The sequence below is a fragment of the Elusimicrobiota bacterium genome, from assembly GCA_016788905.1.
Lineage (GTDB): Bacteria > Elusimicrobiota > Elusimicrobia > FEN-1173 > FEN-1173 > JADKHR01.
Map to the genome: position 1 here is coordinate 65,057 of JAEURZ010000007.1, position 21,735 is coordinate 86,791.

A 21,735-nucleotide genomic window follows, 5' to 3' on the forward strand; every position below is an offset into this window, starting at 1 on the left:
AGGAGTTGTAACGATGTTGTAAATTTTTTCCGGAGACTGGTAACCTTCTAAATACGTGCCTGGGGGTCCTGCTTGCCATGTGGCAAGCGCCTTGGACGCTCCGCTTTAGCGGAGCCGGGTCCACACAGGTTCCTTTGCCTTTCTAAATTCGTGCCTGGGGGGACTTGAACCCTCAGCCTTTGGCTCCGGAGGCCAACGCTCTATCCAATTGAGCTACAGGCACAAAATTGTTCCCCTCTATCTGGTTTCCGGCCTATCGGCCTTCAACCACTTCGTTGGCTCCCACGCCTCCGTCGCAATTGAGCTACAGGCACAAAATGGGGAAGCTCGATAATGGGTGATTCTACTACTTCTTTAAAAGGGAGGGCAGATCCTCGAAAATCTTCTCTAGGGGTTCGAACGCCTTGCCTCCCCCTTGGGCGAATTCCGGTCGCCCTCCCCCTCGTCCTCCAATTTTGGCGGCCATGGCCTGGGCAATCTTTCCCGCACTCCATCCGGCCTGGACCAAAACGGGTGGCAGGGAAACAACAAAAGAGATCTTCTCCGCCCCTCCCGTAACCACCAACACACCTGTTCCTTCCGACTTGTCCTTGAGTTTATCTGAGAAGGCGCGAAGGGATTTTTCGTCTAACCCAACAGCCACGTGGGCGATCCAGCGTCCACCACCCACTTCTTGAACGACAGGCCCCCCTGAGGAACCGCCCCCTTGGGCGGCTTTTAAACGAAGGTCTTCAATTTCTTTTTCCAACTGCCGTTGCCGTTGCAGGGCTCGATCAATCTTGACGTTGATCTCCCCGGGGGAGACCTTAAGTTTTTCAGCAATCTGTTCAACCGATTCTTCCAGACTTCTTAAATAATCCAGGGCCCGTAAACCCGCCACCGCTTCCACCCGCCGGACTCCCGCACCAATCGAAGATTCCGAAGTTATTTTAATGGCCCCCACTTCCCCGGTCCGAAGCACATGAATACCACCACACACCTCGGTCGTGGCCTCGCCAAACTTCACCACACGGACTTTCTCCCCGTATTTGTCCCCGAAGAAAGCCATGGCCCCCACCTTTTGAGCTTCCACCAGGGACATTTCAGGGGTCTGTTCCGGCCGGCCAATATCGGCTAAAACGTTCCGGTTGGCGTCCTCTTCGATTCGGCGCAATTCGTCGGTGGTTGGGGTCCCGGTATGGGTGTAATCAAAACGGAGTTTTTCCGGCGTGACAATGGACCCCGCCTGGCTCACGTGGGTCCCAAGAACTCTTCGCATTGCAGCGTGGAGAAGGTGAGTGGCCGTGTGGTGACGCTTAAGAGCCGCGCGGCGTTCCCCATCCACCCGGGCCGTGACCCGATCCCCCTTCTTTAAGTTACCCCGAACCATCTTCACCCGGTGAACGATCAACCCTTCCACGGGACGCTGTGTGTCCAAAACAGTGGCTTCACCTTCCGCCCAAAGAAATGTTCCTGTGTCACCGACGGGGCCGCCGCCTTCCGGATAAAAGGGCGTTTCTGCCAAAACGATTTCACCCTCATCCCCTTGGGACAAATTTCCCACTATTTTTTTGTCATGAATCATCGCTTGAATAGTCACCGTCTGTTCGGAGGTCTCATATCCACTAAAAGTGGTGGCCCCGAGATCCCGTGCTATCGTGGCGTAAAACCCGGCGTCTTCCTGACCGGATCCCTTCCAGGCCCCCCGGGCGGTTTCCTGGGCCTGCCGTTGGGCCTCTTCAAATTCTTTTTCCTCAAAGGTGAGCCCACGCTCCGCCAGCATGTCCCGGGTCATGTCGGGAGGAAAACCATAGGTATCGTAAAGGCGAAAAACGTCCGCCCCCGGCATCGATTTATTCCCCTTGGCAAGAACAGCCCCCACGATCTCTTCCAACCGGGCTGTCCCGCTTTCCAAGGTTTCAAAGAACCGCTCTTCCTCTTGGCGCAGGATCGAAAGAAGGCTCTCCCGTTTCGCGGCCAATTCCGGATAGGCGCCTGCCATTTCTCGGAGGACAACGTCACCGATCAAATAAAGGAACGGTTCTTTGCGACCCAGTTGGCGGCCATGCCGAACCGCTCGGCGAATGAGACGGCGGAGAACATAACCCCGTCCCTCGTTGGTGGGCAAAATCCCGTCGCCCATCATAAAGATGGATGAACGGGCATGATCGGGAATTAAGCGAAACGGGGCCAAATCTTTCCCGCTCAACCCGCGGGAGGATCGCCCCAGCAATTCCTCGGTCTTCGTGATGTAGGGGGTGAAGAGGTCCGTCTCGAAATTCGTGTGTTTCCCTTGAACCACGGCGGTGAGCCGCTCGAGTCCCATCCCTGTATCAATATTTTTTTGAGGGAGGGATTGCAAACTCCCGTCCTCCTGGCGGTCAAATTGTGTAAAAACCAGGTTCCAAACTTCCATCCAACGGTCGCAATCGTTCTCGGGAGTGCAGGAAGCCCCGGCCCCACAGGTGCACTCCTTTTCTCCCTTATCAAAAAGGATTTCTGAACAGGGGCCGCAGGGACCCGTGGGACCCATGTTCCAAAAATTGGTGTCCGCCCCCATTCGAACGATGCGGGATTCCGGTTGAAACGGTTTCCAAAGAGAGAACGCTTCGTCATCTTCCTTGTAAATGGTCGAAATCAATCGGTTTTTATCGATTCCCATTTCTTTAGTCAGGAACTCCCATCCCCAAGCAATGGCTTCCTTTTTAAAGTAGTCCCCAAAGGAAAAGTTGCCCAACATTTCAAAAAAAGTGAGGTGCCGGGCGGTGAAACCCACCCGCTCAATGTCCGTGGTTCGAAGACATTTCTGAGAGGTGCAGGCACGGCCGCCGGGTAAAACTTTCTGGCCCAAGAAATAGGGCTTAAACTGAACCATTCCCGCCGACGTAAAAAGGAGCGTGGGATCGGAGGAAGGGATAAGACTATCGGAAGGCATGCGGCGGTGCCGCCGGTCACCCAACTCAAAATATGTGAGAAATTTTTCGCGAATCGCGTTACCGGTCGGCATGAAAGGTTATCCTTTGGGGTCAAAACAGCTCGTGATGATTTGCGGAACCCGTTCAAAATCCTTGTCGGTGGTGATCACCGTGAGACCATGCTGCATGGCACTAGCGGCGATCCAAAGGTCGTTGGAATTAATGGGAGTTCCCGCGCGTCGAAGCCCGTGAAGAATGACGGCGTATCGTTGAGACGTTTCTTCATCAATGGGCAAAACGGAAACCCGTTCGGACGAAAGGAACTCGGCCAATTCTCTTTCGTTCGCCCGGAGCCGAGCCCCTCCAAGAAACCCAGATCGAATTTCTCCCAAAACAATCGGGGAAAGAAGGATCTCGCCACACTCTTGCAACGCCCTTCTCACCCCGGGATGGTTCCGAAACAAAGCGGAGTAACCGGAGGCGTCTAACAGAACACGGTTCATTTCCACATTTCCGGATCTATTTTCCGTTGCGCCTTAACCAAACGGTCAAAATCGCGAGCTTCCTTTTCTGTCCAAAGGCCCGCAAAACGATCTAAATCGTGGTGGAGTTTTTTCTTTGGAAGAGCCGCCAAACCCAGGGATTCTTCCATAACCCGGATAACCGTTTTGTTTAAACTCGAGCGTTCCTTCATGGCACGTCGTTGAAGAAGGCGACTTAAGGGAGGCGGCAGATGTCTTAAGGTGATCGTTTTCATGGAACCCTCCTTTGAGATTCAATGCCTGCATCAGAGTGAATCAATTATAGCACCAATTCCGGGGGAATCTCAATGGCGGAAATGGCGGACGGAGGTCACGACCATGGCGAGACCGTGCTCGTTGGCGGATGTCACGCTTTCTTCGTCCCGGACACTACCGCCCGGTTGGATGATGGCGGAGACCCCCATCTTCGCCGCTTCATCCACGGTGTCTCGGAAAGGGAAAAATCCATCGGAAGCGAGGACCAAGGGCAAAGGCTTTTTAATCCCTATCCCCGGAATCTGAAGTTTCATGTGGGCCACCTTAAGAGAATCAATCCGTGACATTTGGCCCGCCCCAATCCCGGCGGTCACCCGTCCCCGGGCCAAAACGATAGCGTTGGATTTGACTTGTTTGGCCACCTGCCAGGCAAAGGCCAAAGACATTTGTTCTTCTGGAGTAGGAGCCCGACGCGAAACCACTTTCATTTCCAGAGGACGCGGCGCGTCCTGTTCCTGGACCAAAAACCCGCCCGAAATCCTACGAATATCCCATTCGTAGGGATCCGCCAGAATTGTCGGTTGTTCCAGCAGTCGGAGGTTGGTCTTTTTCCCAAGGATTTCCCGAGCTTCAGGATGGAAACTGGGCGCCATCACACATTCCAGGAAAAGTTTCGACATTTCCTGAGCCGTTTCGCCGTCCACCGCTCGATTGAACCCCACCACCCCGCCAAAAGCAGAAAGAGAATCGGCGCCGTAGGCCAACCGAAACGAATCCGCCAAACTTTCCGATTCGGCGACACCGCAAGGATTGTTGTGCTTAATCACTACTGTGGCCGGGTTGGAAAACGAAGAAACCAACCGCCACGCCGCATCGCAATCCATATAATTGTTAAAAGAAACTTGTTTTCCCTGAAGGACCTTCGCCCCCACCACACCCCAGGCTCGTGTCCCGGATTCCTGGTAGAGGGCGGCTTTTTGATGGGGGTTTTCCCCGTAGCGCAGATCGGCTTTCTTGCGAAGTCCCGGGGCAATCTCTGCGGGGAACTCCTTCACCTGGGCTTTCTGACGAAAAACAGACGCAATCACCGCATCATAGTGGGCCGTATGGCCAAAAGCCTTGGCGGCCAAACGTCGCCGGGTTTCCACCGAAAGTTTCCCCCGCTCTTTCAACTCTTCCAGAACTAAAACGTAATCGTCCGGATCCACCAGAGGAGCCACACTACGAAAATTTTTGGAGGCGGCCCGCAGGAGCGCGGAACCCCCGATGTCCACGTATTCCAACATTTCTTCTTCGGGAAGACTGTTGTCTCCGCAAATGGACTCAAAGGGATAGAGGTTCACCACCACCATGTCAATGGGGGGAATGCCATGTTTCTCCATATCCTGGGCGTGGGATTCTTTTCCGCGCAGAGCGAGAAGCCCTCCAAAAACCTTGGGATGCAACGTTTTTACCCGGCCGTCTAAAATTTCCGGAAATCCCGTGAGGTCAGAAACCTCCTGAACCCGGAGTTCAGCCTGGCGAAGTGTTTTGGAAGTCCCCCCCGTAGAAAGGATTTCAACCCCCAATTCCGAGAGACCGTAGGCCAACTCCACAATGCGGTCTTTGCTGGAAACAGAAATAAGTACGCGGCTAATTTCACACGATTTTTTCATGGTTCAATGATCTCCCCGATTTCGGGTTCCCCCGAGAAATAGCGTTTCAAAGCCTGCCGTGTTTCGTCCACACCAAAACCCTGCCTCATTAAATAACCATGCAACCGACGGTAGGCCCGGTCCCGTTCCATACCTTTCATTCGATCGCCACGTTTCCGGAGCGCGGCCCATGCCCGTTCCGCACCACTGTCCACCGAGGGAACGGCCATCGCGTCCGAAATAGTCTCTGTTGGGAGGCCCCGTTTCCGGAGCTCTTGCCGGATCCGGTGATCTCCCCGCCCCCCGCGTCGACGGGAATCCGCCATGTCCCGGGCCAAAACAGAATCGTTCAACAGCCCCAGTTCTCCCAAACGGGACACCGTAAGATCAACCACTTCAGCGGTGAAGCCCTTCTGCCCCAACCGCTCCACCATTTCACGTTGGCTTCGCGCCCTGAAGGTCAGCCATCGCAAAGCCTGATCCATCGCTTTTCGGGTGCTCTCATCCATGGAACGAATAATTCACCACGTGGAGACCCCCGTTTCAGCGCCCCGATCGTCTCAGAAATTCGTCTTCGTTCATCACCTCAACCCCCAAAGATTGTGCCCGCCGAAGTTTGGAACCGGCGGCCGCTCCGCTCACCACAAAAGAAGTTTGGCTTGAAACCGAAGAAGAGGTGTTTCCCCCCAACTCACGGACAAGGCGTTCGGCTTCGGCACGGGAGAGTTGCGTGAGCGTCCCAGTAAACACCACAATCTTACCCGAAAAAGGTCCCGCCCGCCGAGCCTCTTCCACAGGGTCCACCCCCACCTGGCGAAACTTTTCAATCAACCGACGTCCCATGGGTTGGCGAAAATAGCCTGCCACGGACGCCGCCATAACGGGCCCAACTTCATGCAAGGCGCGAAGATCCTCTTCCGTGGCGTTCACCAGCTTATCCAGAGTGCCAAAATGTTCGGCCAAAAGGATCGCGCCCTTCTCCCCCACATCCCGAATTCCCAGCCCGTTCAAGAAACGGGCAAGGGAACGGGATTTTGATTCGGCGATCCCCTTCAAAAGGTTATCGGCCTTCTTTTCCTTAAATCCCTCTAGAGTTAAAAGTTGTTTTTTGGTGACTCGGTAAATGTCGGCCAAGTCCAAGACGAATTGTTTTGAACGGAGTTCCGCCACCACCGCTTCCCCTAACCCCTGAATGTCCATGGCGTCGCGACTGGCAAAATGGAGAAGACTTTTTTCGATTTGGGCGGGACAAGCCGAATTGACACACCGAAAAACCACCTCGTCTTCCTTGGAGCGAACGATTTCGCCCCGACAAGCGGGACAGGCCCTGGGCACCAGAACCGGACGTGCGTCGGCGGGACGTTTGGAAAAAATCACTTGAACGACTTTAGGTATGACTTCCCCAGCCCGTTCCACCAAAACCCAGTCGCCGATTTTCACATCCAACCGTTTCACTTCATCAAAATTATGAAGGGAAGCGCTCGCCAAGGTCACCCCGCCACATTCCACCGGTTCGAGTTTGGCCACCGGCGTCACGGCGCCCGTGCGCCCTACGGACAGCCCCACGTCCAGAACCCGCGTGGTGGCCTGGGCCGCGGGGAATTTAAACGCCACGGCCCAACGAGGGAATTTAAACGTGGCGCCCAATCGCTTTTGTTGATCGATTCGATCCACTTTAATCACAGCCCCATCCACCTCATAAGGGAGGGCCGCCCGCCCTTCTTGAAACTGGCGACACACGGTCACCACAGAATCGAAAGGAAGGCCCCCCATCGTTTTCAAATCCACCGGTAAACCATAGGAACGACAGGCCTTGAGAAATTCCGCATGAGAATCATAAACGGCCCCTTCCACTGTCCCATAGGAATGGACAAAATAGCGAAGAGGCCTTTCAGCCGTCACGCGCGAATCTTTTTGACGCAAACTCCCCGCCGCGAAGTTCCGAGGGTTGGCGGGAACGGGGGCTCCCTTTTCCAAAAGACGTTGACTGAATTTTTCAAAATCCGCTTTTGGGGCATAGACCTCCCCCCGCACTTCCAAGCGTGGTGGGTACGGACCTTCCAAGTGAAGGGGAATGGCGCGGATCGTTTTGGCATTGGCCGTCACCTCTTCGCCCGTCTCGCCGTCCCCCCGTGTTGCGGCGCGAACCAAGACCCCTTGCTCATAGAGGAGCGCCAATCCCACCCCGTCAATTTTCGGTTCCACCGTATAGACCACCGTCTCCCCGGGAGGAAGGCCTTTCGCCACGCGCTCTTTCCATTCTAAAAGATCTTTTTCTGTAAAAGCATTGTCCAGGGACAACATAGGAACAGGATGTGTCACCGGACGAAAATCCGCTGTGGCGGCCCCCCCCACCCGTTGGGTGGGAGAGTCCGGGGTCACGAGGTTGGGGTGCCCCGCTTCCAGTGCCTTCAATTGAAGGAACAGCTGATCGTATTCACCATCAGAAATTTCGGGTCGAGCGTCCACGTAGTACAGCCGATCGTGCCGACGAATTTCTTGCCGCAGAGCCTCCGCCTGAGCTTGAGGGGAAACAGTCTGTTCCATCACGTGGGGAACAATTCCCGTTGGCTGCCGGGGTCCACCGCGGGAGGTGGCGCGGGACGGCTGGCTTTGATTTGATCCAAAATACCGTTAACAAATTTACCGGAATCCACGGTGGAGTAACTCTTGGCAATTTCAACCGCCTCATCGATCACGACCGAGACCGGGGTATCCAACTCGAACAACAATTCGAACGTGGCCAACCGAAGGATGTTCCGGTCCACCGCGGCCATGCGAGAAATCTCCCAATTGTCCGCGTGTCGAGTGATCAGAAGATCGATTTCCGGCCGATGGGCCAAAGATCCCGCGGCCAAAACATCCGCAAACCGCCGGGCTTTCGGGGGATAGTTGGCCCCCGCCCAAATAATCGTTGCCGCCTCGGGACAAGGCAGGCGTGCGACATCCGCCAAATAAAGAATTTGAAGGGCCGCTTCCCGAGATTGTCGACGCAGCCCCATTTTAGACCAACTTCCCTAAATTCGCCATTTCCAGGGCCGCTAACGCGGCTTCCGCCCCTTTGTTGGAGGAACCGTTACCGGCCCGGGCCTGAGCTTGACGGAGGGTGAGCGGGGTCAAGACTCCAAAAATGACCGGGACATCGGTTTCAAGCGCCACCTGGCCCAACCCGCGGGAAACTTCCTGGGCAATGTATCGATCGTGGGGCGTTTGCCCGCGAATAATACATCCCAACGCGATCACCCCATCGAATTTTCGAGAACGGGCCAGTCGACGAGCCACCAGGGGAAGCTCAAAAGCACCCGGAACGGGAACGACGCGCGTCTTGCTCCCATGGGACGCCAACGTCCGAACACAGGCCTCTTCCAATTTTCCCGTAATGTCCTTGTTAAAACGCGCCACCACCACAGCAAATCGGCGACCCCGCCCCTCCAAAAGGGCGGATGGCACGGACGATGGCTTACGTTTCACAGTCCCTCCAATTGGTGGCCCATTTTGGACCGCTTCGTGGCCAGGTAGCGACGATTGTGCCGGTTGGAAGGGATTTCCAGGGACACCCGTTGAGTCACGCGCAAACCGTATCCTTCAATCCCCACGATCTTCTTGGGATTGTTCGTCAAAAGGCGCACGCTGGACAGGCCCAGATCAGCCAGAATTTGCGCTCCGATCCCATATTCCCGAAGATCCGCCTTGAAACCCAACTTGCGGTTGGCCTGAACCGTGTCCAAACCGGTTTCCTGCAACGCGTAGGCGTGAAGCTTGTTCATCAATCCGATCCCGCGTCCTTCCTGGTGCATATAAAGAAGGACTCCCTTCCCCGCCCCATTGATTTTTTCAAACGCTTTTTCCAACTGTTCCCCGCAATCGCAACGAAGCGAATGAAGGACATCCCCCGTAAAACAAGACGAGTGAACTCGAACTAAAATGTTGGGGGATCCCGCCACCTCCCCTCGAACCAAGGCCACGTGATGCTCCCCGGTGGGGACATCTTCATAGAGATGAATTTTAAACAGCCCAAACCGGGTGGGTAAATTCGCCGAAACCAGCCGTCGCACCAACCGCTCATGGCGACGCCGGTAAGCGATCAAACTTTCGATGGTCACAATTTTTAAGCCATGCCGACGCGCAAAGGTCCCGAGAGCGGGCAGGCGACTCATACTGCCATCATCGTTCATGATTTCGCAAATAACCGCGGCGGGGGCTAACCCCGCCAACCGGGCCAAGTCCACGGCCGCCTCCGTGTGGCCGGACCGAACCAACACGCCTCCCTCCTTGTACCGGAGTGGGAAAATGTGCCCTGGTCGACGAAGATCTTCGGGACGGGTGCGGGGGTCCACCAGAGCCCGCACGGTCCGCGCCCGGTCGTGGGCCGAGATCCCGGTGGTGACCCCCTTCTTGGCATCGACCGAAATGGTAAAAGCCGCCTCACGCGGTTCGCCTCGTTCCACCATCGGAAGAACGTTAAGACGGTCCAATCGGTCGCCCAACATGGGGACACAAATCAGACCCCGGGCCTCTTTCGCCATAAAATTGATGGCTTCCGGCGTCGCCTTTTCCGCGGCAATGACCACGTCTCCTTCGTTTTCCCGACCCGGGTCGTCCACGACAATCAGCGGTTTACCCCGTTTGAAATCTTTCAGCGCGTCCGCTACCGATTGAAACGTTACCATCGCCGCCGCCCTTTAATCAAAGTCGCTACTTGTTTCGCCATCACATCCGCTTCCAAGTTCACCGGATCTCCCGGCCGAACCTCTCCCAATGTGGTCACCTGATCCGTGTGTGGAATCACCGCCACGCCGAAACGCCCTTTCTTGGGATTCAAGAGCGTTAAACTAATGCCGTCAATGGACACAGACCCCTTGTCCACAAAAAAATCTCTCATCACCGAGGGAAAGGAAAACGTGATATGGCTCCATCCTTTTTCGTCTCGTCGCGCCTCAACCCGCCCCACGCCGTCCACATGCCCTTGCACCATATGCCCCCCCATGGGATCCCCCGCACGGAGAGCCGGCTCCACGTTGACGGTACGCCCGGGCTTCCATTCGCCCATTGTCGTTCGATCCAATGTTTCTTGGGACAAATCAAATCCCAGAAGGCGTGCCTTGGATGAACCCGTCGATTTCACAATCGTCAGACACACCCCGTTCACCGCCACAGAATCCCCCACCCGTGCCCGCGCGAGAGGGGCTCGAACGACAAGACGGAGGCCTTTTCGTTCCACCACCTTCCCTTTGGACTGAATGATTCCTGTGAACACGTTAATTTCTCCTGGATTTCATATAACCATGAATCAGGTAATCGTCCCCGAGAGGAGTCACGTTTACCTCATGAAGCCGTGGCCCCTCTCCGGGAGAGGCCCACCCGCGACCGTCAACCGACGTGGGTGCTTCCCGTCCCCCCAGAAAAAAGGGGGCCACAAAGAGATAAACCTCATCCACCATTCCTGCGGACAAAAAGAATTCCGCGGTCCGCCCCCCGCCTTCCACCAACAACTGGTTCACCCCCCGTCGCGCCAGGGCGACCAGCGCGTGGCGGGGGCTCATTCCTTCTGGGCCCCGAAGAACCGGGATCACAGAAACCCCCGCGTTCTCCAACCCGCGAACGTTGGCTCGGGTCCCCCCGCTCTCAGATAAAACCCAAACGGGAACATCCCGTCGAAAAACTTTTGCACCGACAGGCAAACGGAGAGACCGAGACAGAACCACCCGAACAGGATCAACACCCTTTCCATGACTTGTCAGGCCCGGGTTGTCCCGACGAACTGTTCCCCCCCCCACCAACACCGCATCCGAGGCGGCCCTCAATTGGTGACCCAACGCACGCGCCCGGGGACCCGTGATCCAGCGGGAAGCCCCTGTCCGCGACGCAATCTTTCCATCCAACGTCTGAGCCATTTTTAAAATCACCCAGGGCCGATCGCGCTTTCCCCGGGAAAAAAATCCAGGATTCAACTGAACGGCCTTTTCCCTCAGGAGGCCACAGTCCACCCGCACCCCTGCACGACGAAGATGAGCGATTCCCCGTCCCGTCAAACGCCGACTGGGATCGGAAACCGCCACCACCACTCGTGCCACACCGGCCCGGGCCACCGCCTCAGCGCACGGAGGGGTCTTTCCCCAATGGGGACAGGGTTCCAAGGTCACATACATTGTGGCCCCGCGGGCCTGAACACCTGCCCGACGTAACGCCAAAATTTCCGCGTGGGGTCCCCCAAACCGCTCGTGCCATCCCTCCCCCACGATACGTTTCCCCCGAGTGATGACACATCCCACACGGGGGTTCGGATGGGCCCCCCCCCCCCGTTCTTCAGCGAGAGAGAGCGCCCGAGACATCATGGTTTGATCAAGAAGACGGTACACGGCCGGGGCGGAAGGGAAACGTCAATGGGAAAATAAAAAAATGAGCATAAAACTCCCGGCCTCAGGACCAACAAAGTTCTCTTAGAGTGGTGGCATTCTAGCTTTTTGGAGGGAGAAGGTTCAATGTCCCTCGACCGGGGGGGCCAGGGAACTTCGGATGGCCCGCTGGAACGTGGCCAAATCAATGGGTTTATGGAGAAGATGCAACCCGCGGTTCTCAATGTCGGCCACGATCGTGCCGTTCAACACGTCCCCCGTCATAAAGAGGAAAAGGGGGCGCGGGTGATTGGACCACAAGCTCCAATTCTCGTACAAAGAGAAACCGGTTCCTTCCCCCAACCGAACATCCGTGACGATCAAATCGAAAGGTTGTTGGGCGGCGTGACCAATGGCGTCTTTTAACGATGCGGCCACTTCCATGTGGTTCCCCTCCGCCTGAATAACTTTCGACAAAAATCCCAGGACATCGGGTTCATCGTCAACCAGAAGGATCGACTTCCCGCGCACGACCGGCAAGGGCGCCGATGGGGCGGAGGACGGCACGGCGGCGTCCGGAGACGCGGGGAGATCAAAGAGGAACGTTGTCCCCTGACCGATCTCCGTAATAAAACCTATTTTCCCTCCATGTTCCTCAACGATCTGTTTGCACACGGGAAGACCCAACCCCGTTCCGCGTCCTTCCGGTTTCGTCGTAAAAAAGGGTTCGAACAACCGCTCCCGGGCCGACTCGGGGACCCCGGGACCATTGTCGGTCACTTCCACATGGATCATTCCCGGTGGTTCTTCCCGGGCGGACACGTGGATGGTCTTCTTCCCCGTGTTGGTCCCCATGGCATCGCAGGCGTTGTTGATGAGATTAACGAACACCTGCTGAACCTGTTGAAGATTTCCCTTCGCGAAAGGAACGCTCTTGGGGATGTCCACTGTCACTTCGATGTGGGCCGCTTTTTTCAATTTGTATTGCAACAATTCCCGGGAAGATTCCACGACGTGGGCCAGGTCTACAGGCCGTTTTTCGATGTCCCCCTGCCGAACAAAAAGCAGTAGGTTTTCGATAATTTTTTGGCACCGCATGGCGTTCTCTGTGATGATGCGCAGATCATTCAAGATGGCCTTGGGGTCTAAGCGCTGCCCCTTATCGGGAGAGGCCAACCGATCCTTCATATCGTCACCTAAAATATCGGAATACCCCACCACCGCCTGCAACGGATTGTTGAGCTCATGAGCGATACCCGAAATGAGTTGTCCTACAGCGGAAAGTTTTTCCGACCGGATGAGTTGCTGTTGCAGCCGACGGGATTCTGTGATGTCGCGGATCACGAGGGTCCATTCCTTGTTCATCCAAAAATCCTGGTGCTGGCCCCCCCAAGAAACCGAAAGCTCCAAAGGTCGACCGTCTTTGGCTTGCCCCGGCAACATAAAATCGCGCACCGATCCTTTTTCCATGACGAGATTGAGCAATTTTTTAAAATCGGCCCCCGCGTTTTTTGGGAAAAGGATGGTCAACGGTTTGCCCAACGCCTCGGGGACCAGGTAACCAAATATTTTTTCCGCGCCACGGTTCCAGGTACTGATCCAATGCTCCCGCGACATACCGATAATGGCTTCGGGCGAATTTTCCAACACCGTGCGTAATTTGGATTCGCTTTCCGCCAGATTCTGGAAAAGGATCGCGTTTTCTAAAGCCAGCCCCACGGCGTTCGCGTACAACATCAGCCCTTCTCGATCGGTTTCCGTAAAGGGGCGTTGGCTATCGAAATTGTCCGCCGTGATGATGCCGAGAACCCGGTCCTTTCCGCAGATAGGGGCCATGCAAAACTCTTGGGTTCTGGCTTCCGAAACAAACGCGGGATTCACCCGATAATCGCCCGAAGGTTCCCGGACGATCACGGCCTGACGGTTCCGGACCACTTCGTTTAAGATGTCGTCCCCTCCAAGAGGCACCCGACGTTTTTTGAAAGCGATTTCCGTAAAACCCGCCGCGTCCGAACCAAAAAGGTATCGTCCCACAATTTCTTTGTGAATGGGATCCACCCAATACATGCCGGTGCGATCGAACGCAAACCCTCGAGCGACCGCCTCCAAGCATGTGCGAAGAACCGTTTCCTCCTCCTGGCGTTGGATGACCGCTTCCTCCATATCGCGCAACGCCGTGACCTGGCGGAGACGCTGTTCCAGCTCTCGGTTGCGGGCCTCCAACGTTCCCGCCATGCGGTTAAATGAAGCCGCCAGAACATCCAACTCGCGACTTTTCAATCCCGGAAATCGAAAGGTTAAATCACCGGAAGCAAATCGTTTGGTTCCCTCCACCATGCTGTGAATCGGGCCCATGAGATCCGACACGCGGGAAACGATGAGCCCCATGAGAAACACCGTCCCCAAGACGGCAAACAGAGCGGTGGCCAAGAAAATATTTCGGAGAGGCCGCGCTAAAAATTCACGGGCCGGCGCGGTGACCACCACCCGCCAACGCCACCCGGTTTCCCCTTCCCGAATGGGCATTTCTCCACGAAAAACCGATTTCGTTCGGGTCCGTTCCAACCCCAACAGTCGGTTTCCGTCAAAATCTTCAATGAAGGCGCCCCCTCCCATGCCGACCTGCACCCCACGTAAAATATCCTCCACGGCGGACATGTCGCAATCGGTCACGATCGCCCCTAAAAACACCCCCGCCTCATCAAAAATAGCTTTCCCGTAGCGCTTGACCAACGGACCGCCCTCCACCGCTTTCTGCAAGGGAGGATCGAACCGTTTCCCCCGACGAATATGGTCCAGGAATTCCAACGGAAAAGACGCTTTATAGCGGTCGGGGTCGATATTGGGGCGGAGAGAACAAACGCGTTTGCCATCGGGAGACACGTAGGCAATGTCGTAATAGACTTTGGCCCGTTGGGCAAAACTTTGGAAATATTTTTCCAGTTCTTTTCGGTAAATGGCCGCTTCTTGCCCTAAACCATAATCTCGATTCTTATTGTAGTCCGCGATCAGCGGGGTTTCCGAAACAGATTCGAGATCGTTGAGTCGTTGGTGAAAAAAATCCTGGAGGGCACGAGCGGTGTTTTGGGCTTCGGCGTTCACCACCTGGTGAACGTTTTCAACAATTTGATGACGGACCAATAAATAACTAAAACCGCCAAACAACACGGTCACAACGATAACGGCCGGGAGAACAGGAGCCAACAAACGCCGGCTCAGGGTCCGACCGCGAAAGAGATGGGCCCATCGACCCAACGTGAGCGCTGGGACCCACCGCATCAGCTTCCACCACAACGCCTTCACTCCGAGAAGCCCTCCTCCCATCACCAGAAAAAAGGCTCTCTGGTGACGCGAACCTCCACCCCCACACTAAGGGATCCGGTCGCCTGGATTCCGCTCCTGATCGTCACAATCTCCTTTTCAAGGGCACAACGTTAACTATAGTTGCTGTTGTACAATAATTCAATGGGTTTGTTTTGGGACATCCCGATAGGGAGATCTTCCTCCTCACTGGGTTTGGATAAACCCTGCTATAATCGCCTTGGCAGGAAACAACCATGACGCGAGGGAGAATTTCATGAATCGTTCGAATTCCGCGAAACAATTCGTGGTGGGCATCGTCGCCTCCGTGATGGCCTGGCCCAGCCAAGCGTTGCCCTTATCCAAGGCTTCCGCTTCAGGGAAGGAGGTTTGGCACCTCAATTGCGGGGCGGAATTCGACTACACCGACCCCCGCCAGAATTGGTGGACCCACGATGAATTCTATAACGACTTGAATCGGTGGGGGTTTGTGAACGGCCAAACCGCCGTTCCCATTTCCCGCCCCATCGCCGGGACCGATCTCGACCCCCTTTACCAAACCCATCGCTTCGGGGGAACCACAATGGAGTATCAGGTCGCGGTGCCCCGGGGCCGATACCGCATCACCCTTCACTTCGCGGAAACGTTCTGGACAGCCCCGAATCGTCGGGTTTTTGATGTGGCCATTGAAGGTGAAACCGTGCTTACAAACCACGACATCTTCGCTGAAAAGGGGTTCGACCGAGCGGACACCCATACCTTTACGCGAAACGTGACCGATGGGGTGTTGACCCTTTCGTTTCCTCAGGTCACAGCCGACAACGCCTTGCTCTGCGGACTTGATGTCGAGGTGGTCTCCCTCTCCGATGATGATTTCCTCGATTTCGTTCAACGAACCCTGTTTCGCTATTTCGAGACCGAGGCGCATCCCGTCACGGGGATCGTGAAAGAAAATGAAAACAGTTTCGCGGGACGATATTCCTCCCTGGGAAACATCGCCGCCACGGGGTTTGGGTTCAGCGTTCTGACCGTGGCGGTAAGCCGAGGGTGGATAACCGCCCAAGCCGCCCGGGATCGCATCATGGCGACGCTGACGCTCTTTGATTCTCTCCAACAGGCCAACAATGATCCCAACAAAAGTTTCCACGGCTTCTGGAACCATTTTGTCCATATGGACACTGGAATGCGTTCCGGGACGTCCGAAATATCAAACATCGATTCGGCGATTTTCATGGCGGGAGCCCTGCAAGCCGGAGAGTATTTCCGAAACACGTATCCCGAAATTAAGACCTTGGCGGAAACCCTCCACGCTCGCATGGAATGGACCATTTGGCTGAACCGCCATCCGGCCGACAATCACCCGGACGACCTCTTCATGTGCCAAGGATGGAACCAGGAGGGGGGAGCCTATCCCAACCCGGGGGAGGGAGGCTACTTCGCCCACGACTATTGGAACCGCTATTCGGAAACAGTAATCATCGACCTCCTGGCCCTAGGGTCCAATTCCTTTCCCCTTCCCGTCTCCGCCTGGACCCAAATGCGGCGGACCTGGGTGAACGATCACGGATACAATTTCATTCACGAACCGCCCCTGTTCACACACCAATTCCAAAACCTCTACTTTGATCTGGGGCCACGCCATGACGGTTGGGCCAATTACGAACTCACCGCCCGAGACGCGACTCTGTACAACCGGGATCTGTGTGAAGAGGACAGCTTTCTGTATGAAAAGAACCGCTGGGGCGTCACCGCCTCTTATGGGCCACCCGGATATTGCGCCCCCGCCAACACTCACTATTGGGCCTACGGAGTCCCCCCCTTCGGGTGCAACGATGGGACAGTAGCCCCGACGGCGGCCTTAACCTCCATGGAGTTTACCCCCGCACCGTCCCTTGCCGCGGCCCGGTTCATGTATTTTCAATACAAACATCACATTTGGGGCCGATTTGGTTTCACGGATTCCTTCAACGTGACCCGCCCCCCCGACAACCCTTACATTTCGCCCATCACATTGGGGTTGGACACGGGGCCCATCATCCTGGGCATCGAAAACCATCGAACGGGAATGATCAAGGAAACATTTATGAAATCCCCCATCGCGATCCGAGGGCTGGCGGCCGCCGGGTTCACCCCGTATGACACGCCCCTCGCGGTGGCCTCCTCTCGCCAGGACCTAGCCCCTCTGGCGGTGGACGGAGATTCGGCAACCCGATGGGCGGCCGCGGAGCTCCCTGATCCCCAATTTATTGGCATCGATTTTGGGCAGCCGCGCTCCATCAATCGAGTGATCATGAAGTGGGAAGCCGCCTACGCCAAAGCCTATACCGTTCAGATCTCCAACGATCGACTTCAGTGGGCGGATATCGCTTCGGTTGAAAATGGGAACGGCGGCCAAGATGTGGTGGCGATTCCGACCTCCCACACACGTTTCGTCAGAATCCTTTGCCGCCAGCGCGGATCGCCCTATCCCTACTCCCTCTGGGAATTATCGGCTTTTTATGATCCCGGAGCCCCTCCGGAGGGAAAGGCCGGGGTGACGGCCACCGCCACGGTGACCGATTAACCTCCGCCCATCCGTCAGGGGGAGGTGTCCCTTTCGCGAACGTCACGGACAAAACGCTTTAGACCCAGGATCATGGCCTCGGCGCAATCGCATTGGAATTTTTCGGTTTTCAGTAACGCCTCTTCGTTGGGAAGAATCATGTAAGCGGATTCTGTTAAAACCGCGGGCATCTGGGTCGTTCGGGCCAAGGCCAGGTTCCCATAGTGCAAGCCGTCATCCCGAAGCTTTGCCCGCGATCGCCCCTGATGTTTCCCTCTCCCCCCAAAGAGATCCCCGTAGGCCTCGTGAATCTGATTCGCCAGACCAAAGCTGTGCGGTTGAAAATAATACACCCCGTATCCATTCCGATCAAAAGGATTGGCCCCTTCCGGGAGGGCGTTGTTGTGAACACTGATTAGGAGATCAGCCTTTGCCTTCCAGGCGCGTTGGGGTCGTTCGTAGAGGCCCACAGGCTCATTTCCCTTTCTCACCATAAAAACCTCAGCCCCCGCTCGTTTCAGTTTTTTCTCTAGACACAACGCAATGGCCCAGTTGGCGTCTTTTTCCAAAAACTCCGTTGGGCCAATGGAACCACGATCGGAGGAATGCCCCGCGTCGACCGCCACCATTAACCCCGCAAGCGACGATGGGTTTCGGGTGTTCGAAAGGGGGCGCCGGAGTTCTAAGACAAACCATCCGTTTTCATAACGAGCGTCGTACCCCCACCAACGGCCCGGGTGAAGATGAACCCGAAGACGATAGATATCGTTCTCCTCTTGAAACCACTCCACGCGTCGAACCGCCCCCCCCGCTCCGCCGTAATGAATCCAATCCGTATCGGACACCGCTCCGTAAAACAACACATCCAGAGCGGATAGGTCATCGCAGGCGCGAACTTCAAAGGGAACTTTCGTTCCGACAGCGGCGCGCACCAGGGTGTGACGACCACTCCGTTCCACAGACACCGACGAAACGACGGCCCGCGGAGCCCGTGCGCCGGGAGAAAGGTCGACAACGTCTTTTACCCCAATCCACGCCTCTCGCGTGGAAGTGAGCGCCACACGAAACTCTTCCCCCCGTCGGCCCGTGACCAAGAGGCGAGTCCCCATGGGAGGATAAAGGATATAACCGCTTTTTTCCCCTTTCACCACACCCGGCCCCGCACGAAGGACAGCGGGGTCCACAGAAACCTCCACCACCCATGGTGCCGGTCGATCGAAACGGGAAATCCGACCCGGCGCCAAGACCTTCCGCTTGTTCCTACCCTTTTTATCCACCATCGTGATTTTAATGGCATCGTTTTCGATCTTCCTCTCGTATTCTTCTCGCGAAGGAACAATAAAAAAACCGCGATAAATCCCTTTGCCATTGGAATAAATTTCTTCCATGGGAACCTTTCTTCGGGAACCCGCCCATTGAAAATACGCCCTTTCCCCCGGCGGGCCGAGAGCCTCCACAACCACAGTTTCCCCGGCCTGAAGAAGAAGATTTTCATCAGGCTGGAGGGCTCGAGAAGAAGGAACGGGAAATGAGGATTCTTCCCCCGCCACAACGACGCGGCGCAACGTGACATAGGTGGTGGTGGGAAGTTTCAGTTCCGCCTGGATCGTAAAGGCCCCGGGTGTGTAGGGGATCACCGTAAGCCAGCCTCCCCCCGCGTGTGTTGTCACCGGGAAACCGTTGACGGTCAATTTCCCTAGGGGATCGGCCCAGCCGTAGACGAAAGACGATTTGACAGCGGGAAGAGTCCTTCCTTCGGGAGGATGCACAATTTTCAAGGGGAGGATACCTTTTTCAGGTTCTGTTGAGACGGAAAGGGATTCCCGTTCATCGCCTTCTTCCACCCACCCATCTTCACCACGGACCGACATCAGTCCGGCTCCGCACCCAAAAAACACAATCAAGAGCAATCGTCTTTTCATTCGTGCCATTGTCCTCCCCGTTTTATTGACACCCCACTTCTTTAATCGGAATTTTCATTCCCTCTTGTTGACAACCAGAATTTCACGGAAAATCTTTGTTAGTTTCCAATCCAAGAACACAAATGGGCGGTCAGAAGACCCACATAGGTGCCTCCCACGTTTCCCAACACCGCTAACAGCAATCCCACCGCGGCCAGGGAGGACCGGTAAACAGCCCCAACCAGAGGGGCGGACACGACTCCCCCCACGCACGCCTGGCTGGCCGTTGCCAAAAGGGCCAAAGGCAAACGGGACAATCGCGCCCCCACCACCAGTGTGGCCCCGTGAATCATCAACCCCACCGCGCCGACCGCCAAAAAGAGTGGGGCTTCTTTCAACGAACGGAAAGAAGCTTGAGCGCCCAAGGTTGTTAACAAGAAGAAAAGGAAAAAGGTTCCGACCCCTTCGGTTCGTTCCGGAAGGGCCCGGAACCGCCCCGACAGGGAGGCCACCAGACTTCCGGTCGTAACAGCGATCACTGTCCAAGTGGCCGGCTTCAGACTGTTCCCCAGGTCCGGTAAAATTTCGGCTACAGCTCTGCTCCAAGTGGGCCCTAACGTTGTCCCTAAAAAAAGCGATCCACCCGCCAAGACAAGGGCCGCCATGGGAACCGTCGGCCAGGGCCAGGAAGGCGTCTTTGTCTTTAGAAGCGGCGGGACGGGAAGGACGTCCCTCTCCCATGCCTTGGACCAACGATCAACGGCTCCCTGGCGGCCGGCCATCCAAACCAAGAACGCCATCCAACTGTAGGCGAAGAGTGTGTCAACAACAAGGATAGGGGCAAACACCTGCTCGGAGGCCCCCAGAGCCTCTTTAACCGCCAACAAATTGGCGCTCCCTCCTGTCCAACTGCCCGCCAAGGCCCCAACGGATTTCCACGCTTCAGGGGGAAGAAACGAATGAAAAAAACCGAAGGAGACCACGAGCCCGGCCACCATCCCCCCCACACCCCAGGCCATGGCGAGAAGAGCCGATCGCCCCACCCCACGCAGGGCGGCGAAATTAACATTAAGGAGTAGCAAAGCTAAACACACCGGAAGGAGGAATCGTGCGACCCCATCGTAAAGGGGGCTCACAGAAGGGAGCAAACCAATCGACGTCAAACAGAGGGGAAAAAAATAACAGAAGAAAGGGGCCGGGACCCAGCGAAACAGAGCCGAGGATTTATATTTCTCTCGAACCCAGAGGATGCCTCCGGTTAAAGAGGCCAACAGGATCCCCAGAAAAAGTGGCGGGATTTCCATTAGAAACAGATCCCCAATCCCGGAACAGTTTTTTTAGGTAGCCGGAGCCAGGGCCCCTGGCGGACATATCCCCCCCGGACTCCGGTCGGAGACAGAATCAAATCCGAATCCAAATCCGCGTAATGAAAAACGCCGAGACCCAGGGCAAAATGCACGGCGGCGGTCAGCCCCAGAGACGACTCGGCCATGCACCCGATCATAAAAAGGGCACGCCCTTTTAACGTCCGATCAAACACGTCCAAAATGGCCCGGCTTCGGGACAATCCACTCTTGGCTATTTTGATGTTCGGCCCGCAAACAAGTCCACCGTTAGAGAATCGTCGAGCGTCCGAAATGTTTTGGATGGTTTCGTCCCCCAGGAGAGGGCCTAATCTTCGTTCCTTGGCTTCGTGATAGGCCGCCGCTTTTCCCTTAGGAAAAGGTTCTTCGATCAATTCAATTTCGATGCCGTCCGATTTGGCCGCCAACAAAAGTTCTTCCAAACCGTCCGGACCATAACTTTGGTTTGGGTCCAGAAGAACACGCGCCCGAGGAGCGGCTCGCCGCACCGCGCGAAGGCGATCCCGGTTCACGGCAAAGGGTTCCTGTCCGTTCAATTTCAATTTCAGGAAACGCCACCCAGACCGAGCGGCTAGACGGGCCCGTTGTCCCACCTCAGCCGGAGACACGGCAGAAAGGGAAAGGACCGTCTCCATCTCCTGACACACACCGCCCCAGAGTTCAGAGAAAGGGATGGTTTCCGCTTGAGCGTAGGCATCCCACAACGCCACTTCGAAAGCGGACACGGCCGTTGGCCAATCCCCTTCCGTGGCCCAAGCCTCCTCCACGAGGCGCTGCAGATCCCGAACATCCCGACCCCGAAAACGCCGCCCCAGGCGTCGTAACGCGGAAGCCATGCGCGACCCCGTTTGTTCGGGCATCGCCAAAGAGGACGAAGCCTCCCCCATCCCCGATCCCCCCCCTGAAAGAGGAAGGCGAATGAGGACGTTGTCTGTAGACGTTTTACGACCGAGAGCGGTGACGAAAGGACGGCGGAGGGACCAGCGAACGGGAATGACGGTGGGGAGACCGAGACGATGACGATTCAC

The 21,735-nt window shown here is 56.0% G+C and carries 16 protein-coding genes and 1 tRNA gene; 1 reads left to right on the forward strand and 16 read right to left on the reverse strand.

The genetic code is table 11. The features are described from left to right. Positions 1 to 149 precede the first annotated feature (149 nt). The 13 genes from JNK54_04510 to JNK54_04570 form a co-directional block, all read right to left on the reverse strand. Positions 150 to 223, reverse strand: a tRNA-Arg gene (locus JNK54_04510). A 123-nt stretch (positions 224 to 346) separates the two neighbouring features. Next, entirely contained in the window at positions 347 to 2,986 is a 2,640-nt protein-coding gene (gene alaS / locus JNK54_04515) for an alanine--tRNA ligase (protein MBL8023531.1), read from the reverse strand. Positions 2,987 to 2,992: 6 nt separating this feature from the next. Further along, complete coding sequence (locus JNK54_04520) at positions 2,993 to 3,397, reverse strand: type II toxin-antitoxin system VapC family toxin (protein ID MBL8023532.1); 405 nt, start codon at positions 3,395 to 3,397, stop codon at positions 2,993 to 2,995. Further along, a complete protein-coding gene (locus JNK54_04525; GenBank protein MBL8023533.1) occupies positions 3,394 to 3,651 on the reverse strand; it encodes a hypothetical protein in 258 nt (85 codons plus the stop codon). The genes JNK54_04520 and JNK54_04525 overlap by 4 nt, the downstream gene beginning before the upstream one ends. A 69-nt stretch (positions 3,652 to 3,720) precedes the next feature. Next, complete coding sequence (purH, locus tag JNK54_04530) at positions 3,721 to 5,286, reverse strand: bifunctional phosphoribosylaminoimidazolecarboxamide formyltransferase/IMP cyclohydrolase (GenBank protein ID MBL8023534.1); 1,566 nt, start codon at positions 5,284 to 5,286, stop codon at positions 3,721 to 3,723. After that, positions 5,283 to 5,774 (reverse strand): regulatory protein RecX, encoded by a 492-nt coding sequence (locus JNK54_04535; protein MBL8023535.1) that lies wholly within the window; start codon positions 5,772 to 5,774, stop codon positions 5,283 to 5,285. The genes purH and JNK54_04535 overlap by 4 nt, the downstream gene beginning before the upstream one ends. A gap of 34 nt (positions 5,775 to 5,808) precedes the next feature. After that, the gene (ligA, locus tag JNK54_04540) at positions 5,809 to 7,812 is read right to left on the reverse strand and encodes an NAD-dependent DNA ligase LigA (GenBank protein MBL8023536.1); all 2,004 of its coding nucleotides are present in this window, start codon (positions 7,810 to 7,812) and stop codon (positions 5,809 to 5,811) included. Next, positions 7,812 to 8,267 (reverse strand): transcription antitermination factor NusB, encoded by a 456-nt coding sequence (nusB, locus tag JNK54_04545; protein MBL8023537.1) that lies wholly within the window; start codon positions 8,265 to 8,267, stop codon positions 7,812 to 7,814. Before nusB ends, ligA begins: the two co-directional genes overlap by 1 nt. A 1-nt stretch (position 8,268) precedes the next feature. Next, on the reverse strand, positions 8,269 to 8,715 hold the full coding sequence (locus JNK54_04550; GenBank protein ID MBL8023538.1) for a 6,7-dimethyl-8-ribityllumazine synthase: 447 nt from the start codon (positions 8,713 to 8,715) through the stop codon (positions 8,269 to 8,271). Between the two features lie 17 nt (positions 8,716 to 8,732). After that, entirely contained in the window at positions 8,733 to 9,935 is a 1,203-nt protein-coding gene (locus JNK54_04555; GenBank protein ID MBL8023539.1) for a bifunctional 3,4-dihydroxy-2-butanone-4-phosphate synthase/GTP cyclohydrolase II, read from the reverse strand. After that, positions 9,929 to 10,522, reverse strand: a complete 594-nt coding sequence (locus tag JNK54_04560) for a riboflavin synthase (GenBank protein MBL8023540.1) — start codon at positions 10,520 to 10,522, stop codon at positions 9,929 to 9,931. The genes JNK54_04555 and JNK54_04560 overlap by 7 nt, the downstream gene beginning before the upstream one ends. A gap of 1 nt (position 10,523) precedes the next feature. After that, complete coding sequence (gene ribD / locus JNK54_04565; protein MBL8023541.1) at positions 10,524 to 11,624, reverse strand: bifunctional diaminohydroxyphosphoribosylaminopyrimidine deaminase/5-amino-6-(5-phosphoribosylamino)uracil reductase RibD; 1,101 nt, start codon at positions 11,622 to 11,624, stop codon at positions 10,524 to 10,526. A 120-nt stretch (positions 11,625 to 11,744) separates the two neighbouring features. Continuing rightward, positions 11,745 to 14,903, reverse strand: a complete 3,159-nt coding sequence (locus JNK54_04570) for a PAS domain S-box protein (protein ID MBL8023542.1) — start codon at positions 14,901 to 14,903, stop codon at positions 11,745 to 11,747. Between the two features lie 274 nt (positions 14,904 to 15,177). Here JNK54_04570 and JNK54_04575 point away from each other — a divergent pair, with 274 nt between their 5' ends. Further along, positions 15,178 to 17,463: a discoidin domain-containing protein gene (locus JNK54_04575; protein MBL8023543.1), complete on the forward strand. Its 2,286-nt coding sequence runs from the start codon at positions 15,178 to 15,180 to the stop codon at positions 17,461 to 17,463. A gap of 14 nt (positions 17,464 to 17,477) precedes the next feature. On the opposite strand, the gene JNK54_04580 is transcribed toward JNK54_04575, so the two are convergent. The 3 genes from JNK54_04580 to JNK54_04590 all read right to left on the reverse strand — a co-directional run bounded on the left by JNK54_04580 (position 17,478) and on the right by JNK54_04590 (position 21,735). Next, on the reverse strand, positions 17,478 to 19,364 hold the full coding sequence (locus JNK54_04580) for an N-acetylmuramoyl-L-alanine amidase (protein MBL8023544.1): 1,887 nt from the start codon (positions 19,362 to 19,364) through the stop codon (positions 17,478 to 17,480). Between the two features lie 98 nt (positions 19,365 to 19,462). Then, positions 19,463 to 20,647: a DUF819 family protein gene (locus JNK54_04585; GenBank protein ID MBL8023545.1), complete on the reverse strand. Its 1,185-nt coding sequence runs from the start codon at positions 20,645 to 20,647 to the stop codon at positions 19,463 to 19,465. Beyond that, a complete protein-coding gene (locus tag JNK54_04590) occupies positions 20,647 to 21,735 on the reverse strand; it encodes a hypothetical protein (GenBank protein MBL8023546.1) in 1,089 nt (362 codons plus the stop codon). The genes JNK54_04585 and JNK54_04590 overlap by 1 nt, the downstream gene beginning before the upstream one ends.

Coding starts and splice junctions, on each gene's coding strand:
- alaS (MBL8023531.1), bottom strand. CDS start 2,986: ATGCCGACCGGTAACGCGATTCGCGAAAAATTTCTCACATATTTTGAG.
- JNK54_04520 (MBL8023532.1), bottom strand. CDS start 3,397: ATGAACCGTGTTCTGTTAGACGCCTCCGGTTACTCCGCTTTGTTTCGG.
- JNK54_04525 (MBL8023533.1), bottom strand. CDS start 3,651: ATGAAAACGATCACCTTAAGACATCTGCCGCCTCCCTTAAGTCGCCTT.
- purH (MBL8023534.1), bottom strand. CDS start 5,286: ATGAAAAAATCGTGTGAAATTAGCCGCGTACTTATTTCTGTTTCCAGC.
- JNK54_04535 (MBL8023535.1), bottom strand. CDS start 5,774: ATGGATGAGAGCACCCGAAAAGCGATGGATCAGGCTTTGCGATGGCTG.
- ligA (MBL8023536.1), bottom strand. CDS start 7,812: ATGGAACAGACTGTTTCCCCTCAAGCTCAGGCGGAGGCTCTGCGGCAA.
- nusB (MBL8023537.1), bottom strand. CDS start 8,267: ATGGGGCTGCGTCGACAATCTCGGGAAGCGGCCCTTCAAATTCTTTAT.
- JNK54_04555 (MBL8023539.1), bottom strand. CDS start 9,935: ATGGTAACGTTTCAATCGGTAGCGGACGCGCTGAAAGATTTCAAACGG.
- JNK54_04575 (MBL8023543.1), top strand. CDS start 15,178: ATGAATCGTTCGAATTCCGCGAAACAATTCGTGGTGGGCATCGTCGCC.
- JNK54_04580 (MBL8023544.1), bottom strand. CDS start 19,364: ATGAAAAGACGATTGCTCTTGATTGTGTTTTTTGGGTGCGGAGCCGGA.
- JNK54_04585 (MBL8023545.1), bottom strand. CDS start 20,647: ATGGAAATCCCGCCACTTTTTCTGGGGATCCTGTTGGCCTCTTTAACC.